The following is a 15,045-nucleotide window of genomic DNA, read 5'->3' as shown; positions in this document are numbered from 1 at the left end:
TCAGGATGTAACCGCGCTACAGAATCAGGCTGCCAAACAGGAAGCCAAACGCCACCGAGAAGGCAATCGCTAACACGCCGGGAATAATAAAGGAGTGATTAAACACAAACTTGCCGATACGGGTTGAACCGGTGTCATCCATTTCGACCGCGGCCAGCAGCGTAGGATAGGTTGGCAGCACAAACAGCGCGGAAACCGCCGCAAAGGACGCGACGGCGGCCAGCGGCGAGACGCCCAGCATCAACGCGGCAGGCATCAACGCTTTGGTGGTGGCGGCTTGCGAATAGAGCAGCGTAGAGGCGAAGAACAGCACCAGCGCCAGCATCCACGGATAACCTTGCAGCATATCACCGGCTAACGCCTGGATATCGTTGAGGTGCGCTTTGACAAAGGTATCGCCCAGCCATGCTACGCCCATCACGCAGATACAGGCGCTCATGCCCGATTTAAAGGTGCTGGCGCTGAGGATTTCACCGGTATCGACTTTACAGGTCAGGCAGATCAGCGTGGCAACGGTCAGCATAAACACCACGATGGCTTCGTTGCGTGGCAGCACGGGATTGCTGATCAGGCCAACGCTGTCGCTAATCGCGGTGGCGTAGAGCACCACGGCGGCGATGCCGATCAGGAACAGCAATACGGCACGCTTCGCGCCCGGTTTGATGTCATAAACCTGCTCACCGCGCAGTTTCACTTCACCTTTCGCTAAACGCGCCTGATATTTCTCATCATCCCTGAGCTCCTTGCCGAGAAAACTGGTGATGATGGCGGCGCAGAAGATCGCTGCCATGGTAGAGGGAATCGCCACACCCAGCAGCGCCAGATAACTCACGCCATGCGGTTCCAGGATTGAAGCGAAGAATACCACCGCCGCCGAGAGCGGCGAGGCGGTAATGGCAATCTGCGAGGCGACGACCGCAATCGACAACGGACGCGACGGGCGCACGCCTTGCTCTTTCGCCACTTCGGCAATCACCGGCAAGGTGGAGAACGCGGTGTGACCGGTGCCGGCCAGCAGCGTCATGACATAGGTGACCAGCGGCGCAAGGAAGGTGACATAGCGTGGATGGCGGCGCAGCAGGCGTTCTGCTAATCCCACCAGATAATCGAGACCGCCGGCGATCTGCATCGCGGCAATTGCGGCAATCACCGCCATGATAATTTCGATTACATCAAAGGGAATCGCGCCGGGTTTCAAGCCGCAAATCAGCGTCAACGCCAGCACACCTAAACCGCCCGCGAACCCAATACCGATGCCGCCCAGACGTGCACCGAGCCAGATTGCCAGCAGGACAATAACCAACTCCACTACTACCATTCGTTCCACTCCCTGAGCCGCGGAGAAATCCCGACTCTTAAAGTTGTAGCCGCCAAAATGAAAAAAGCACGCCGCATTGTATATGGGCGTGCTGTTGGCAACTTGATCCGGAACGGATTACTGTTCGTTTTCGTCGGTGTAACGTTTGGCTTTGTACGCCGGATGCATCAGGTTCTGAATGGAGAAAATGTCATCCAGTTCAGTTTCCGTTAGCAGGCCACGCTCCAGCACCACTTCACGTACGCTTTTACCGGTTTCGGCGCAAATCTTACCGACGATATCGCCGTTGTGATGGCCGATGTACGGGTTGAGGTAAGTGACGATACCAATCGAGTTGAACACGTAAGCTTCACACACCGCTTTGTTGGCGGTGATGCCGTTGACGCATTTTTCCAGCAGGTTGAAGCAGGCGTTAGTCAGGATGCTGATCGATTCAAACAGCGCCTGGCCAATCACTGGCTCCATCACGTTGAGCTGCAGCTGACCCGCTTCTGACGCCATGGTGACGGTGATGTCATTGCCGATCACTTTGAAACACACCTGATTCACCACTTCTGGCACCACCGGATTGACTTTGGCGGGCATGATTGAAGAACCGGCCTGCAGTTCAGGCAGATTGATCTCATTCAGGCCGGCGCGCGGACCGGAGGAGAGCAGGCGCAGGTCGTTACAGATTTTCGACAGTTTCACTGCCAGGCGTTTCAGCGCCGAGTGCACCATCACGTACGCGCCGCAGTCGGAGGTGGCTTCAATCAAATCTTCTGCAGGCACCACCGGCAGATTACTCACTTCCGCCAGACGCTGTACCGCCAACTGCTGATAGCCATCCGGCGTATTGAGACGTGTACCGATGGCGGTGGCGCCGAGGTTCACTTCCAGCAGCAGTTCAGCGGTGCGCAGAATGCTGCGAGTCTCTTCATTCAGCAGCACGTTAAACGCGTGGAACTCCTGGCCAAGCGTCATCGGCACCGCATCCTGCAGCTGAGTACGGCCCATTTTCAGAATGCTTTCGAATTCAACCGCTTTGCGCTGGAAACCTTCGCTCAGCTGATTGATGCCGTCGAGCAGTTTCAGGATCGAAGCGTAAACCGCGATACGAAAACCGGTTGGATAAGCATCGTTGGTGGACTGACACTTGTTCACGTGATCGTTGGGATTGAGGTACTGATATTCACCTTTCTGGTGGCCCATCAGCTCCAGGCCGATGTTGGCCAGCACTTCATTGGTGTTCATGTTGACCGAGGTGCCCGCGCCGCCCTGATAGACGTCAACCGGAAACTGATCCATGCATTTACCGTTATTCAGCACTTCATCACAGGCCTGAATAATGGTGTTGGCGATATTGCGGGGAATGGTCTGCAACTCTTTGTTGGCGAGCGCGGCTGCTTTCTTCACCATCACCATACCGCGGACAAACTCCGGTATGTCGCTGATTTTATTGTTACTAATGTAGAAGTTTTCAATCGCACGCAGAGTATGAACACCGTAGTAAGCGTCTGCCGGAACTTCGCGCATGCCTAACAGGTCTTCTTCGATACGAATGTTGTTCGCCATGATTACCTTCTTGTTATTGCTGCCTGGTTACTGCCGGGCGTCGGGATGGACGGGCGGCAAACAACGTGCAGGTGAAGCGATTATATTGTCGTGGAATGTCAGCGCCGACATATTATCCATCTTCGCACTGACGGGCACGATCATATTCTGATGTTACAGAATTGTTTGTGCACAGATCACTTTACGGGCTTTTGCAGGCCCATCGGTAATAACGATATGTGATGTACTTCGCAATTTTAAGTCAGTGGGAAAAAAATGGCAGGATCGGTTGAAAATGCCGGTGCAAATGCCCATCTCTATCAATACGGTCGTAAAGACCCTCCCTTTTTGCTGCCTGGCCATTTGCGGGGCAGCTTCAACTCACAGGAGAACTCGGTGCGCTGGTTACCGTTCGTGATTTTTTTTGTTTTGGCCTGGATTGAGATCTCAATCTTCATTCAGGTCGCGCATGCGCTGGGCGTGCTGCTCACCATGCTATTGGTGATCTTCACCTCGTGTATTGGTGTGTCGCTGGTGAAAAATCAGGGCATGAAGAATTTCCGTTTGATGCAGGAGAAGCTGGCGCGTAACGAAAGCCCGGCGGCTGAGATGACCAAAAGCGTTTCGCTGATCATCTCCGGCTTCCTGCTGCTGTTGCCCGGTTTCTTCACCGACTTCCTCGGTTTACTGCTGCTGTTGCCGCCGGTGCAGAAGCATCTGACGTTGAAGCTGATGCCGCACTTGCGCGTATGGCGAGGTCCGGGCGCCGGTCCGGATGCGGGTTTCACCGTGGACGGTGAATATGAGCGCAAAGATCAGGACCAAATAGGACATGACAAAGACCATTAGATAATCAAGGCGGCGCAAGCCGCCTTTTTGTTGCTTTTTTCGCCGTCTGTTGCAGAAACGAAAATATTTATATTTTTTGCCCTTGAAAGCCCACTTATTGCCCCTATCTCTTCCAGCACGAGGCTGGAAGCCCTGCTGTCCGGCTCAACCCCAAAAATGAATGATTGGACTTTCTAAAGGAGAGCTATCAAATGAAAATTCGTCCATTGCACGATCGCGTTATCGTCAAGCGTAAAGAAGTCGAAGCTAAATCAGCGGGCGGCATCGTGCTGACCGGTTCAGCTGCCGGTAAATCTACCCGCGGTGAAATCCTGGCTGTTGGCAAAGGCCGCATCCTGGAAAACGGTGAAGTTAAGCCACTGGACGTAAAAGTGGGTGATCTGGTGATTTTCAGCGAAGGCTACGGTGCTAAAACCGAGAAAATCGACAACGAAGAAGTTCTGATCATCTCCGAAAGCGACATCCTGGCAGTTGTTGAAGCGTAATTTACGCGCAATTCACTGAACGAAACGAATTTAAGGGATATTTGAAATGGCAGCTAAAGACGTAAAATTCGGTAATGACGCACGCGTAAAAATGCTGCGCGGCGTAAACGTACTGGCAGATGCAGTAAAAGTTACCCTGGGCCCGAAAGGCCGTAACGTGGTTCTGGATAAATCTTTTGGTGCACCGACCATCACCAAAGATGGTGTTTCTGTTGCGCGTGAAATCGAGCTGGAAGACAAGTTCGAAAACATGGGCGCACAGATGGTGAAAGAAGTGGCCTCTAAAGCGAACGACGCAGCAGGCGACGGCACCACCACCGCAACTGTATTGGCTCAGGCCATCATCACCGAAGGCCTGAAAGCCGTCGCTGCGGGCATGAACCCGATGGATCTGAAACGCGGTATCGATAAAGCCGTTATCGCCGCCGTTGAAGAACTGAAAACCCTGTCTGTGCCTTGCCAGGATTCACGCGCAATTGCACAGGTTGGTACCATCTCTGCTAACTCTGATGAAACCGTGGGCAAACTGATTGCCGACGCGATGGACAAAGTGGGCAAAGAAGGCGTTATCACCGTTGAAGAAGGCACCGGCCTGCAAGATGAGCTGGACGTGGTTGAAGGTATGCAGTTTGACCGTGGCTACCTGTCTCCGTACTTCATCAACAAGCCAGAAACAGGCGCAGTTGAGCTGGAAACCCCGTTCATCCTGCTGGCTGACAAGAAAATCTCTAACATCCGCGAAATGCTGCCAGTGCTGGAAGCCGTTGCGAAAGCCGGTAAGCCACTGCTGATCATTGCAGAAGACGTGGAAGGTGAAGCTCTGGCAACGCTGGTGGTGAACACCATGCGCGGTATCGTGAAAGTGGCTGCGGTTAAAGCACCTGGCTTCGGCGACCGTCGTAAAGCGATGCTGCAGGATATCGCTATCCTGACCGGCGGTACCGTGATCTCTGAAGAGATCGGTATGGAGCTGGAGAAAGCTACCCTGGAAGATCTGGGTCAGGCAAAACGCGTTGTGATCAACAAAGACACCACCACCATCATCGATGGCGTGGGCGATCAAGGCGCTATCTCTGGCCGCGTAACGCAGATTCGTCAGCAGATCGAAGAAGCAACCTCTGATTACGACAAAGAGAAACTGCAGGAGCGCGTAGCGAAACTGGCAGGCGGCGTAGCCGTGCTGAAAGTGGGCGCAGCAACTGAAGTTGAAATGAAAGAGAAGAAAGCGCGCGTTGAAGATGCCCTGCACGCGACCCGTGCTGCGGTTGAAGAAGGCGTGGTTGCCGGTGGTGGTGTGGCGCTGGTTCGCGTTGCAGCGAAAATCGCCGCATCTGGCCTGAAAGGCGATAACGAAGATCAGAACGTGGGTATCAAAGTTGCGCTGCGCGCAATGGAAGCCCCGCTGCGTCAGATCGTTTCCAACGCCGGCGAAGAGCCTTCAGTTGTTGCTAACAACGTGAAAGCAGGCGACGGTAACTACGGTTATAACGCGCAGACTGAAGAGTACGGCAACATGATCGACTTCGGTATCCTGGATCCAACCAAAGTGACTCGTTCTGCGCTGCAGTACGCTTCATCGGTTGCGGGCCTGATGATCACCACCGAAGCGATGGTGACTGACCTGCCAAAAAGCGACGCACCTGATTTAGGCGGCGCTGGCGGTATGGGTGGCATGGGCGGAATGGGCGGCATGATGTAATTGCCCCTGACTGCTTAAGTCATCTGGAAAACCCCCGATCGGAAACGGTCGGGGGTTTTTCTTTTGCTGGGGAACAAGGTATAAGTAAGGGCGCAATACTTCGGCTTTACGGGTTTAGGGCAATGAATGTTCAGAAAAAAAGTGCGCTTTTCTGCTACGCTGCCGCCCGACACTGATGATAATAAATGGGGATTACAATGCGGATTAACCTCTTGCTCGGTCTGGCAGTCGGAACTTTACTGCTGGCGGGCTGTAGCAGCTCCAATCAATTGAGTGCTGGCGGCGAACGTGTGACCTTCGTCGACCAACAACCCGCAAGTCAATGTCAGCTGCTGGGAACGCTTACCGGCTCTCAGAGCAACTGGCTGAGCGGTTCAGGCGGTGAAGGCAGTTCACTGCGTGGCGCGGCTAACGACCTACGCAACCGCGCGGCAGAAATGGGCGGCAACGTGATTTATGGCGCCACCAGCCCGACGCAGAATCTGCTGTCAGCTTTCGCACCGCTCGACAGCAAAATGACCGGCCAGGTGTATAAGTGCCCGTGAATTTTTCCGGCGTAAATGCATGAAAAGTTGAATGCAAAATGGCCGAATTGCTTCGGCCATTTTGTTATTTCCTCAATGCGGACATCTCATTCTGTACTCGCGCTAGCTCTTGTTGTGCTTCAGCGAGTTCTTCTTGTTTATCTTCTAGCTTATGCTGATATTTGCGAATTTTTTTCGCATCTGCGTCTACACGAGCGCGCCTTAAATCAAACTCGATTTCACCAATGGATTTCTGCTTATCCGCCACTTTATCTTTGAGTTTATCGAGTTGGCGCTGTGTATCGTAAATGACGTTATGCGGGTGCAATGCGCATTCAGTTCAGCGAGCGCGCTGCGCAGGCCGTTAATCCGTGAATAATTATTATTGGCTTCAGCGTAACGTAATTCTTCGCTAATTGCCGCGTGACGCGTGGCGCAATCCTGAGCGGCCTTGGCTTTCATAGTAAAAACCAAACTCAGCGATAACAGTGCCAGTAGCGTTAATGCCACTTTTTTCATAACAGCTCCTGTATAACCTCAGCACACCATGTGCCAGATAATTTCAGGAGCTTTTATAGAGGAACGATGGGCAGGAATCATTCAGTTGGGTCTTGGTTATACCTGACGCAGCTGCAAATCCAGCGGCGTCTTGCTTGGCTCGCCGCCAATCTCGCGCGCCAGTTTCGGCACCATATAACCGGAAACCATCGGCAGCAGCTGGCGCATCAGCCCACGTGCTTCCTCATCTGACACAAAGAAGTGCGCCGCGCCTTGCACCTTATCCAGCACGTGCAGGTAGTAGGGCAGAATGCCAGCATCAAACAGCGCATTACTGAGATCCGCTAGCGTCTGCGCATCATCATTCACATCACGCAGCAACACGCTCTGATTGAGCAGCGTCACGCCGGCACGCTTCAGCATCTGCATGCCGTAACGCAGCTCATCATCAATTTCCTGCGCATGGTTGATATGGCTCACCATCAATACCTGCAGGCGCGTGTCCGCCAGAATCTGACACAAGCTTTCGGTGATACGCGACGGGATCACCACCGGCAAGCGGCTGTGAATACGCAGGCGTTTGAGATGCGGGATTTTCTCCAGCGCGCCCACCAGCCATGCCAGTTCATGATCTTTCGCCATCAGCGGATCGCCGCCGGAGAAGATGATCTCGTCCAGTTCCGGATGCGTGGCGATGTAGTCAATCGCTGCCTGCCAGTTGCGCTTGTTGCCCTGATTATCCTGATAGGGGAAATGACGGCGGAAACAGTAGCGGCAGTTGACCGCACAGCCGCCTTTTACCAGCAGCAGCGCTCGGTTTCTATACTTATGCAGTAAACCCGGCACAACGCTGCTTTGTTCATCCAGCGGATCGGTGCTATAACCTGGCGCATCGATAAATTCCTGACGGCTGGTGAGCACTTGCAGCAGCAGCGGGTCGGTCGCATCGCCTTTTTTCATGCGTGCGATGAAGGCGCGCGGTACGCGCAGGGCAAAAAGCTTGCGCGCATCGGCGCCTGCAGCCAGATCAGCATGCTGATCAAGAGATAAAAGTTGCAGTAATTCAGCAGGTTCGGTGACAACATCAGCTAGTTGCTGCAACCAATCTTCTCTGACGGGGGGATTTAGGGTTACAATGTGTGCCATTTTTTTGGCTATTTACCAGTTCAATATTTACAGAGGGCCTTTATGGCGACTTATCTTAGCAACGATTTCCGTCCCGGTCTTAAAATCATGTTCGAAGGCGAGCCATATGCCATCGAAGCCAGTGAGTTCGTTAAGCCGGGTAAAGGCCAGGCATTTGCGCGCGTTAAAATGCGTCGTCTGCTGACCGGTTCTCGCGTTGAGAAGACCTTCAAATCTACTGACTCTGCCGAAGGCGCAGACGTTCGTGATATGACGCTGCAATACTCTTACAACGACGGCGACTTCTACTACTTCATGCACCCAGAATCTTTCGAGCAGTATCAGATCGAATCTAAAGTGCTGGATGACGTGACCAAGTGGCTGCAGGACAATGCGGATTGTATCGTTACCCTGTGGAACGATAAAGCGATCGCTGTTCAGCCACCGAACTTCATCGAAGCGGAAGTTATCGAAACCGATCCAGGCCTGAAGGGTGATACCGCAGGTACCGGCGGTAAGCCCGCTACGCTGTCAACTGGCGCGGTAATCAAAGTGCCACTGTTCGTACAGATTGGCGAAGTAGTAAAAGTAGATACCCGCTCTGGCGAATACGTTTCTCGCGTAAAATAATCGTCAAATCAGGCGCATCATTGATGCGCCTTTTTTCTCACTGTGTGTTTCCCTTCTCTTTTTTCATCCGTCCAATCCGCAGTTTTACAGATCAAGACTATGCTTTAAGAGCTGTACTTTTACTGCAACCAAAAAGGATATGGCTATGTTAAAGAAAAGTATTGTCGCGATTTTTTCCGTGCTGGTGCTCTCATCCGTTCTGACCGCTTGTAACACCACGCGTGGTGTTGGCGAAGACGTTTCGGCGGGCGGCAAGGCAATCCAGCGCAGCGCACAGTAAGATAGTCCGGTGCGAAAGCGACTTTCGCACCGGTCCTCTCTATTTCTGCTCCACCCAAATCAGCTCATCCACCGGGAATCCGGCACTTCTGGCCTGTTCAACCAGGCGTTGCTTAACATTTTCATCCAGCTGCGGCGTACGTGACAGAATCCACAAGTAGCTACGATTCGGCCCGCACACCAGCGCATAGCGATAGTCAGGATCCAATGCGATCACGTTGTAGCCGCCATAGAACGGGCCAAAGAACGACACCTTCAGCGCGGCGCGCTGTTTATCGCCGGTGAAGTAGGCTTTGCCAACGCTCTCTTGCCAGCGCTGTTTCTGCTGATTGTAGCCGCGATTGATCACCTTCAAACCGCCGTCCTCGCGCGGACTATAATTAGCGGTAACCTGTTGTAATCCGCGCTCAAAGCGGTGATCGAGGCGGGCGATTTCATACCATTGGCCGAGATAGCGCTGACTGTCGAAACCTTCTACTACCGTAACACCTTTAGGTGGCGCGGTTGAGCAGGCAACGGAGAGAAAAGCGCTCAGGCTGGCAAGCAGGGTTTTCCATGGGGACATTGTGGGATTCCTTTACGATTTTAATGGGTTAAGTATAGCTTCCCGCTAGCAAATTGCTGCCTGCGCCCGCTGCCGTTGTTTGCCATCGGCATTGCGGGTAGACTTCCACCCCTTATCTGTATGAGGAGTCATCAACATGAGCGAAACGGCAAGCTGGCAGCCGAGCGCACCCATTGCCAATTTGTTGAAACGCGCCGCTATCATGGCGGAAATACGTCGTTTCTTTGCCGATCGCGGCGTGCTGGAGGTCGATACCCCGGCGATGAGCCAGGCGACCATTACTGACATCCATCTGGTGCCGTTCCAGACGCGTTTTGTTGGGCCAGGCGCAGCCGAAGGGCGCGATCTGTGGCTGATGACCAGTCCGGAATATCACATGAAGCGCCTGCTGGCGGCCGGAAGTGGTCCGATTTACCAGATGGGTCGCAGCTTCCGTAATGAGGAGGCCGGGCGTCACCACAATCCCGAGTTCACCATGCTGGAGTGGTATCGTCCGCACTACGACATGTACCGCCTCATGAACGAGGTGGACGATTTGATGCAGCAGGTGCTGGAGTGCGACAGCGCGGAATCTCTGTCGTACCAGCAGGCGTTTATCCGCCATCTGGAAGTCGATCCGTTATCGGCTGATAAAGCGCAGCTACGCGAAGTGGCGGAGAAGCTGGGCGAGGGCGAGTTGGCCAATCGTGAAGAAGACCGCGATACGCTGCTGCAGCTGCTGTTTATGCTGGGCGTTGAGCCGAAGATTGGTAACGATAAGCCGTGCTTCGTCTACCATTTCCCGGCGACGCAGGCCGCGCTGGCGGAGATCAGTACAGAAGATCACCGCGTCGCCGAGCGCTTTGAGGTCTATTACAAAGGGATTGAGCTGGCGAACGGTTTCCGTGAATTAACCGATAGCCGCGAGCAGCGTCAGCGCTTTGAGCAGGACAATCGTCGTCGTGCTGCGCGTGGCCTGCCGCAACATCCTATCGATACCTATCTGCTGGATGCGCTGGCGCACGGTATGCCTGCCTGTTCTGGCGTGGCGTTGGGCGTGGATCGTTTGATCATGCTGGCGCTGAAAGCCAGCTCGCTAAGCGAAGTGATCGCCTTCCCGGTCGATCGCAGCTAAATCATCAGGGCGCGCAAGCGCCCTTATGGCGTGGTGGTGGCGGGCGCGGTCACTTCCGGGAATTCCTGAATCGTCACCGGCAAGGTCATTTTCTTTTCATTACGCAAGATCTGCACGTCAATCACCGAGCCCGGCCGAATTTCTGCCACCTGATCCATGGTTTCCTGCGCCGAGAGCGCCGGTTTACCATTCACTTCCAGCAGCACGTCATTGGCCTGAATGCCGGCGCTATCGGCGGGGCCGCCAGGCGTGACGTCGCTAACGATAATGCCCTGCACGCGATCAAGATTACTGCCCTGGCCGTGCAGCGGCGGCAGTTCGCGCCCGGTGATGCCGATGTAGCCGCGAATCACCCGACCATCACGAATCAGCTTATCCATGATTTTGCTCGCCAGCGCGGTGGGAATGGCGAAACCAATTCCTTCCGGCGTTTCGCCATCGCTGCTTTTATCAAACGTCAAGGTGTTAATGCCCATCAGTTCACCAAGCGAGTTAATCAATGCGCCGCCCGAGTTACCCTGATTGATCGAGGCATCGGTCTGCAGGAAGTTTTGTCGTCCGGATGAGCTCAGACCCACGCGTCCGGTGGCGCTGATAATGCCTTGCGTCACGGTTTGGCCGAGGTTGTATGGGTTGCCGATCGCCATGACGACGTCGCCGATGTGCGCGATACGTTTGGCGTTGATGGGGATAACCGGCAAGTTGGAGGCGCTGATTTTCAGCACCGCTAAATCGGTCATGGCATCGGAACCCACTAAGGTGGCTTCGAAGAAGCGTCCATCCTGCAGCGCGACGATGATTTGGTCGGCGTTATTAATCACGTGTTTGTTAGTGAGGATGTAGCCTTTGCCGTTCATGATGACGCCGGAACCCAGCGTGGTGATTCCGCGATTATTGTTGCCGTGGGCACTGCGGTTATAGACGTTAACGACCGCGGGCACGGCACGTCGCACACCCTGATTAAAACTAACGGGTGCTTCATCGTCGCTGTTGTCTTGATCAAAGGTGACGTTGCTGCCCATACGCAGCGCAGGGATCGCGACGAGCAGTAAGCCAGCCACGATCAGGCCCATCACCACAGAACGCAAAAGTTTAAGAAACATGGTGTTATTTCAAGCCAGGTGAGATCGCAGGGCAGAATAGCATGAGAAAGGCGGACAAACACCTGCTTGTCCGCCTGTTGCGAGGATTATCGCAGAAGCAGGTAAATCGTCTCTTCGCCGCGCACCACGTTCAGTGCCAGCACCGGCGGTTTGCCTTCCAGCACTTTGCGCATTTCGGCAATAGAAGCGACGCGATTGCGGTTTACGCCGATGATCACATCATCTTTCTGCAAACCGACTTGCTCCGCTGGCGTGCCTTTTTCAATGGCATCGACTTTCACGCCTTTATCACCGGTTTTAGTCGCGCCGTCGCTCAGCGTTGCGCCTTGCAGTGCAGGCGACATCAGCTGCGCGCTGGCGGTGGTTTGCGCGCTCTGTTCCAGCGTGACGGTGACGTTGACCGGTTTGCCTTCACGTAGCAGGCCGATTTTTACGTCCTGGCCCGGCGGTGTGGTGCCGACTTTCACACGCAGCTCAGCAAAGCTGGTGATTGGCTTATCATTGATGGAGGTGATGATATCGCCAGCTTTGATGCCCGCTTTCTCGGCGGCTGACTTCGGCAGCACTTCCGAAACAAAGGCACCGCGCTGCGCATCAACGTTAAACGCTTTGGCGATATCGGCGGTCATTTCCGTACCTTTGATACCAAGCTGACCGCGCTTCACTTCGCCGAACTGAATCAGCTGCTGCGCCAGGTTCATCGCCATATTGGCGGGAATGGCGAAGCCAATGCCGATGTTGCCGCCGCTTGACGCCAGAATCGCGGTGTTGATACCAATCAACTCACCATTCAGGTTCACCAGCGCACCACCGGAGTTACCGCGGTTAATCGCGGCATCGGTCTGAATGAAGTTTTCCAGTCCTTCCAGATTCAGGCCGCTACGACCGAGCGCAGAGATGATGCCCGACGTGGCGGTTTGACCCAGACCAAACGGATTACCGATGGCCACGGCAAAATCACCCACTTTCAGCGAATCAGAGTCGGCGATTTTCACCTGCGTCAGGTTTTTCGCGCCTTCAACCTGGATCAATGCGATGTCGGTTTGTTCATCGTGACCAATTAACTTAGCGTCATATTCGTTGCCGTCACCCAGTTGCACGCTGATTTTATCGGCGTTGCTGACCACATGGTTATTGGTGAGGATATAGCCTTTAGCGGCATCAATGATCACGCCAGAACCCAGACCTTCAAAAGGCTGCGGCTGCGATTGTCCCGGTGCCTGACCAAAAAAGCGCTTCAGTGGTTCAGGAATATCCTGCGCCTGCTGACCGCTGTCGGTACCTTCAACACGCACGCTCACTACTGCGGGCAGAACTTTTTCCAGCATCGGTGCCAGGCTTGGCAATGCTTGTCCCTGAATCTGGGCGGGAAGAGTTGCCAGCGCACTCGGCGCCGCAGCCAAACTCATCCCGATACCTAAGGCTAATGCGCTTAACAGACGTGCTTGTTTTTTCATTGCTACAACGCTCTCGCTGCGAAAGGGATAAAAGAAGTGTGACAGTAGTTTGTGGTTTGTGTTCGAAAACAAAAAGGGCACAGCTAAGCTGTGCCCCAAAAGGATTAATTACGCGGAGCGCGGTCGCTGCCACGTAACAGGCCGGATGCGCCTTCAGAGTAATCACGCGGCATCTGCACCGGCGCCTGATCGTTATCCGCTTCGGCTTCCGTTAACTGGTAGGCAAACGGATTTTTCTCGCCGGGCAGATTTGGCAGCAGGTCGTTAGACCCTTTCGCCATGTGCTGATACAGCTGGCGATAATCATGCGCCATATTGTCCAGCAGCTCGGCGCTGCGGGCGAAGTGGTTGGTGAGCTCCTCGCGGTAATCCGCCAGCTCAGCCTTCGATTTTTCCAGTTCATACTGCATGCTACGCTGCTCACGCAGCTTCTTGTTGCCAAAACGCATGACGACTGCGCCGACAATAATGCCAATCACTAAACCAATCAGCCCGTATTCCCAGGTCATAATGACTCCCGTGTAATTTCCGTTGTTTCGTAGGGCATTGCTTCTGTTGCAACATCAACTTCAATAGCAGCCACTATACCCAATAATCTATTGGAAGTGGAACTATCGGGCTGCATCGCTTAGTGTAGAGCGGCCTAATTTTCGTCAACCGACCCGTGAATCGGACTTTTTCAGGGATTCTGAGAGAACCATGCAAACCTCATCTCCGCTTGCACGCTACGAGCAGGCGCTGTCGCAGGGCGAATTTCGCCCGGATGACGTACAACGAGAAGCGATTACCCGCTTAGATACCATCCAGCAAGGATTGATTGCCCGCCAGCAACAGGTTGAACCGGCTGCCAAAGGTCTGTTGGGCCGCTTGTCTAAGATAATGAATAAAGAGAAAAGCACCCGCGAAGCGCCAGTGCGCGGACTGTATATGTGGGGCGGTGTGGGACGCGGTAAAACCTGGGTGATGGATCTGTTTTTTCAGTCAATTCCTGGTGATCGTAAGCTGCGCCTGCATTTCCACCGCTTTATGCTGCGTGTCCATCAGGAACTGACGCAGCTGCAAGGCCACAGCGATCCGCTGCTAATTGTCGCCGATCGCTTTAAAGCGGAAACCGACATTCTCTGTTTCGATGAGTTTTTTGTCTCGGATATCACCGACGCCATGCTGCTGGGCACGCTGATGGAAGCGCTGTTTGCGCGCGGCATCTCGCTGGTAGCCACCTCGAACATTCCGCCGGATGAGCTCTATCGCAACGGCCTGCAGCGCCCGCGTTTCCTACCTGCCATCGAACAAATCAAGCGTCATTGTGAAGTGATGAATGTGGACGCGGGTATCGATTACCGCTTGCGCACACTAACGTCGGCGCATTTGTGGAACTTCCCGCTCAACGATGCCACGCATAGCGAAATGGAGCGCATGTTCCGCGCGCTGTCCGGCAAAGCGCGTGAAGACGCGCCGGTGCTGGAAATCAACCATCGCCAGATGCCCACGCTGGGCGTGCATGAAGGCGTGCTGGCGATCAATTTCCTGACGCTGTGCGGCGAAGGGCGCAGTCAGCACGACTATATTGAGCTCTCGCGCCGTTTTCACAGCGTCTTGCTGTATGATGTGCCGGTGATGATTTATAAGACCGAAGATCAGGCGCGCCGCTTCCTTGCGTTGGTCGATGAGTTCTACGAACGCCACGTGAAACTGGTTGTCGCGGCTGAAACATCATTGTTTGAAATTTATCAGGGCACACGCTTGAAGTTTGAGTATCAGCGCTGCTTGTCGCGTTTGCAGGAGATGCAGAGCGAAGAGTATTTGCGTCTGCCGCATCTGCCCTGATGACGTGGCATAAATCGTAAGTTTTAGATGCAAAAAGGT

17 protein-coding genes are annotated in these 15,045 nt (G+C 54.0%); 8 read left to right on the top strand and 9 right to left on the bottom strand.

Annotated features, from left to right (window positions below):
* Positions 1-16 precede the first annotated feature (16 nt).
* Positions 17-1,318: an anaerobic C4-dicarboxylate transporter gene (locus DEU53_RS19390; protein ID WP_110868091.1), complete on the bottom strand. Its 1,302-nt coding sequence runs from the start codon at positions 1,316-1,318 to the stop codon at positions 17-19.
* Between the two features lie 117 nt (positions 1,319-1,435).
* Positions 1,436-2,872: an aspartate ammonia-lyase gene (gene aspA, locus DEU53_RS19385; protein WP_101762300.1), complete on the bottom strand. Its 1,437-nt coding sequence runs from the start codon at positions 2,870-2,872 to the stop codon at positions 1,436-1,438.
* 375 nt (positions 2,873-3,247) lie between these two features.
* Between aspA and DEU53_RS19380 the strand changes: the two genes are divergently transcribed.
* From DEU53_RS19380 to DEU53_RS19365, 4 genes are all read left to right on the top strand, one after another.
* The gene (locus DEU53_RS19380; RefSeq protein ID WP_192236087.1) at positions 3,248-3,700 is read left to right on the top strand and encodes an FxsA family protein; all 453 of its coding nucleotides are present in this window, start codon (positions 3,248-3,250) and stop codon (positions 3,698-3,700) included.
* A 191-nt stretch (positions 3,701-3,891) separates the two neighbouring features.
* The gene (locus DEU53_RS19375) at positions 3,892-4,185 is read left to right on the top strand and encodes a co-chaperone GroES (protein WP_101762298.1); all 294 of its coding nucleotides are present in this window, start codon (positions 3,892-3,894) and stop codon (positions 4,183-4,185) included.
* A gap of 46 nt (positions 4,186-4,231) precedes the next feature.
* Positions 4,232-5,884 carry a chaperonin GroEL gene (groL, locus tag DEU53_RS19370; RefSeq protein WP_101762297.1) on the top strand — a complete coding sequence of 551 codons (1,653 nt, stop codon included), beginning with the start codon at positions 4,232-4,234 and terminating at the stop codon, positions 5,882-5,884.
* Between the two features lie 197 nt (positions 5,885-6,081).
* Entirely contained in the window at positions 6,082-6,429 is a 348-nt protein-coding gene (locus tag DEU53_RS19365; protein ID WP_008104416.1) for a DUF4156 domain-containing protein, read from the top strand.
* A 64-nt stretch (positions 6,430-6,493) separates the two neighbouring features.
* Here DEU53_RS19365 and DEU53_RS23340 read toward each other — a convergent pair whose 3' ends face one another.
* The 3 genes from DEU53_RS23340 to epmB form a co-directional block, all read right to left on the bottom strand.
* Complete coding sequence (locus DEU53_RS23340) at positions 6,494-6,676, bottom strand: DUF1090 family protein (RefSeq protein WP_158527641.1); 183 nt, start codon at positions 6,674-6,676, stop codon at positions 6,494-6,496.
* Complete coding sequence (locus DEU53_RS19355; protein WP_110868089.1) at positions 6,631-6,927, bottom strand: DUF1090 family protein; 297 nt, start codon at positions 6,925-6,927, stop codon at positions 6,631-6,633. The genes DEU53_RS23340 and DEU53_RS19355 overlap by 46 nt, the downstream gene beginning before the upstream one ends.
* A 96-nt stretch (positions 6,928-7,023) precedes the next feature.
* Positions 7,024-8,052 (bottom strand): EF-P beta-lysylation protein EpmB, encoded by a 1,029-nt coding sequence (epmB, locus tag DEU53_RS19350; protein WP_101762295.1) that lies wholly within the window; start codon positions 8,050-8,052, stop codon positions 7,024-7,026.
* Positions 8,053-8,094: 42 nt separating this feature from the next.
* Between epmB and efp the strand changes: the two genes are divergently transcribed.
* Positions 8,095-8,661 (top strand): elongation factor P, encoded by a 567-nt coding sequence (efp, locus tag DEU53_RS19345; RefSeq protein WP_034826669.1) that lies wholly within the window; start codon positions 8,095-8,097, stop codon positions 8,659-8,661.
* Positions 8,662-8,806: 145 nt separating this feature from the next.
* The gene (locus DEU53_RS19340) at positions 8,807-8,941 is read left to right on the top strand and encodes an entericidin A/B family lipoprotein (protein WP_007886592.1); all 135 of its coding nucleotides are present in this window, start codon (positions 8,807-8,809) and stop codon (positions 8,939-8,941) included.
* A 39-nt stretch (positions 8,942-8,980) separates the two neighbouring features.
* Here DEU53_RS19340 and DEU53_RS19335 read toward each other — a convergent pair whose 3' ends face one another.
* Positions 8,981-9,505, bottom strand: coding sequence for a lipocalin family protein (locus DEU53_RS19335; protein ID WP_101762294.1), 525 nt, complete (start codon positions 9,503-9,505; stop codon positions 8,981-8,983).
* Between the two features lie 136 nt (positions 9,506-9,641).
* Between DEU53_RS19335 and epmA the strand changes: the two genes are divergently transcribed.
* Complete coding sequence (gene epmA, locus DEU53_RS19330; protein WP_101762293.1) at positions 9,642-10,619, top strand: elongation factor P--(R)-beta-lysine ligase; 978 nt, start codon at positions 9,642-9,644, stop codon at positions 10,617-10,619.
* Positions 10,620-10,642: 23 nt separating this feature from the next.
* Here the strand turns inward: epmA and degS are convergent, their stop codons facing one another.
* The 3 genes from degS to zapG all read right to left on the bottom strand — a co-directional run bounded on the left by degS (position 10,643) and on the right by zapG (position 13,688).
* Positions 10,643-11,722 carry an outer membrane-stress sensor serine endopeptidase DegS gene (degS, locus tag DEU53_RS19325; protein ID WP_110868088.1) on the bottom strand — a complete coding sequence of 360 codons (1,080 nt, stop codon included), beginning with the start codon at positions 11,720-11,722 and terminating at the stop codon, positions 10,643-10,645.
* An 86-nt stretch (positions 11,723-11,808) separates the two neighbouring features.
* The gene (degQ, locus tag DEU53_RS19320) at positions 11,809-13,179 is read right to left on the bottom strand and encodes a serine endoprotease DegQ (RefSeq protein WP_101762291.1); all 1,371 of its coding nucleotides are present in this window, start codon (positions 13,177-13,179) and stop codon (positions 11,809-11,811) included.
* 104 nt (positions 13,180-13,283) lie between these two features.
* On the bottom strand, positions 13,284-13,688 hold the full coding sequence (gene zapG / locus DEU53_RS19315; protein WP_064737767.1) for a Z-ring associated protein ZapG: 405 nt from the start codon (positions 13,686-13,688) through the stop codon (positions 13,284-13,286).
* A gap of 190 nt (positions 13,689-13,878) precedes the next feature.
* On the opposite strand from zapG, the gene zapE reads away from it, so the two are divergent.
* Positions 13,879-15,006, top strand: coding sequence for a cell division protein ZapE (gene zapE / locus DEU53_RS19310; protein ID WP_110868087.1), 1,128 nt, complete (start codon positions 13,879-13,881; stop codon positions 15,004-15,006).
* Positions 15,007-15,045: the final 39 nt, after the last annotated feature.

Origin of the sequence: Pantoea sp. AG1095 (assembly GCF_003208415.1) — a bacterium.
GTDB lineage: Bacteria > Pseudomonadota > Gammaproteobacteria > Enterobacterales > Enterobacteriaceae > Pantoea > Pantoea leporis.
Note: the sequence above shows the minus strand (reverse complement) of the source record. Positions and strands in the feature narration are given on the sequence as shown.

Bases quoted from the DNA above. Each gene is read 5' to 3' on its own strand.
- DEU53_RS19390 (WP_110868091.1), bottom strand. From the start codon at position 1,318: ATGGTAGTAGTGGAGTTGGTTATTGTCCTGCTGGCAATCTGGCTCGGT.
- aspA (WP_101762300.1), bottom strand. From the start codon at position 2,872: ATGGCGAACAACATTCGTATCGAAGAAGACCTGTTAGGCATGCGCGAA.
- DEU53_RS19375 (WP_101762298.1), top strand. From the start codon at position 3,892: ATGAAAATTCGTCCATTGCACGATCGCGTTATCGTCAAGCGTAAAGAA.
- groL (WP_101762297.1), top strand. From the start codon at position 4,232: ATGGCAGCTAAAGACGTAAAATTCGGTAATGACGCACGCGTAAAAATG.
- DEU53_RS19365 (WP_008104416.1), top strand. From the start codon at position 6,082: ATGCGGATTAACCTCTTGCTCGGTCTGGCAGTCGGAACTTTACTGCTG.
- DEU53_RS19355 (WP_110868089.1), bottom strand. From the start codon at position 6,927: ATGAAAAAAGTGGCATTAACGCTACTGGCACTGTTATCGCTGAGTTTG.
- epmB (WP_101762295.1), bottom strand. From the start codon at position 8,052: ATGGCACACATTGTAACCCTAAATCCCCCCGTCAGAGAAGATTGGTTG.
- efp (WP_034826669.1), top strand. From the start codon at position 8,095: ATGGCGACTTATCTTAGCAACGATTTCCGTCCCGGTCTTAAAATCATG.
- DEU53_RS19340 (WP_007886592.1), top strand. From the start codon at position 8,807: ATGTTAAAGAAAAGTATTGTCGCGATTTTTTCCGTGCTGGTGCTCTCA.
- DEU53_RS19335 (WP_101762294.1), bottom strand. From the start codon at position 9,505: ATGTCCCCATGGAAAACCCTGCTTGCCAGCCTGAGCGCTTTTCTCTCC.
- epmA (WP_101762293.1), top strand. From the start codon at position 9,642: ATGAGCGAAACGGCAAGCTGGCAGCCGAGCGCACCCATTGCCAATTTG.
- degS (WP_110868088.1), bottom strand. From the start codon at position 11,722: ATGTTTCTTAAACTTTTGCGTTCTGTGGTGATGGGCCTGATCGTGGCT.
- degQ (WP_101762291.1), bottom strand. From the start codon at position 13,179: ATGAAAAAACAAGCACGTCTGTTAAGCGCATTAGCCTTAGGTATCGGG.
- zapG (WP_064737767.1), bottom strand. From the start codon at position 13,688: ATGACCTGGGAATACGGGCTGATTGGTTTAGTGATTGGCATTATTGTC.
- zapE (WP_110868087.1), top strand. From the start codon at position 13,879: ATGCAAACCTCATCTCCGCTTGCACGCTACGAGCAGGCGCTGTCGCAG.